Annotated in this window: 1 protein-coding gene; it reads left to right on the forward strand. The window is 43.3% G+C overall.

The window, feature by feature from the left end:
* The coding region (locus tag G5B06_RS18535; RefSeq protein WP_173772722.1) for an ArdC-like ssDNA-binding domain-containing protein at positions 1-1,382 on the forward strand (1,382 nt) is incomplete at both ends.

Here is a 1,382-nt window from a genome sequence, read left to right on the forward strand (position 1 = left end):
CAATTACAGCTTTAATAACACACTGCTGATCACCATGCAGAAACCGGAAGCAACATTGGTAGCGGGGTATCAGGCATGGCAGAAGAAATTCAACCGACAGGTAAAAAGAGGGGAAAAAGGCATCCAGATTATTGCCCCGGCTCCGTTTAAAGAGAAACAGGAGATTGAAAAAACTGATCCGGAAACAGGCGAGATTGTGATCGGGGAAGATGGACAGCCGGAAACAGAAGTAGTAGAGCGTGTTATTACAAAATTCCGGGTTACGACAGTATTTGATGTCAGCCAGACCACAGGAGAACCGATTCCAGAGTTTGAGGTATCAGAACTGGATGGAGATGTTTTGATCTACCATGATTTTATGGAATCATTAAAAATGGTTGCCCCGGTTCCTATCCGTTTTATTGAGATTGATGGGGAGGCGAAAGGCTTTTATCAGCTTGTCGATAAATATATTGCTATCCAGCCTGGCATGAGTGAGGCACAAACCATGAAAACAGCGGTGCATGAAACCGCACATGCAGTATTGCATGATCGTGATCAGATGGAAGCAGAGGGCATCGTAAAAGATCAGCTTACAAGGGAAGTAGAAGCAGAAAGTGTTGCCTATGTGGTATGTAACCATTTCGGACTGGACACATCGGAGTATTCTTTTTCCTATATTGCAAGCTGGTCTTCCGGTAAAAATATGAAAGAGCTTCGTGCTTCTATGGACACCATCCGTAAGACTTCTGCTGATATGATCGGACAGATTGAGGAAAAACTCAAAGAACTTCAGATAGAAAGAGCAGAGCAGGAAGCAGATGTTGTGGAGCAGACAGAAGAAATGAGTGCCATGCAGTATGCAGAACAGACTATTAATCGTCTGGAGCAGGAACGGACGATTTTCAGCAATGACCAGAGAAATCTTATCGTGAATTTTGCTTATAAACTGGATGATAGGGAAGCAATGGAAAAACTGGCAGAGAATCTTGCAGAATCTATTCTGGATGGAAACAGAGAAGCGGTACTAAAATTGATTGGAGAAGCGGAGGAACAGATTGAAAGTCTGCCGGATTCGATGATTGGTTTATCAGAATTGCATGAAGCCGGATTTTATTCAGAAAGTATGCTTCCGCTTACCAGGGAGCGGGCAGTGGAATTGCACCATGAGGGAGTAACGGTTTATGGACTGACCGGAGCAGTTGGTGGTCAGGAACAGTCGCAAAGAATTATGAATCTGGAACTGGATATTTTACAGCATGACGGGTTATTCGGAGTGACGAAATTTGAATGGGAAAATTACCGGAGAAGTCAGGAAACGATTATGACACCGGAAGAAAAAGCAAAGATCAAAGAAACACTTCTTTTAGAAAGTGATGGAAACCGCTATGGAATTTACCAGA

The sequence above is a fragment of the Blautia luti genome, assembly GCF_013304735.1.
In the GTDB taxonomy this organism is placed as follows: Bacteria; Bacillota; Clostridia; order Lachnospirales; family Lachnospiraceae; genus Blautia_A.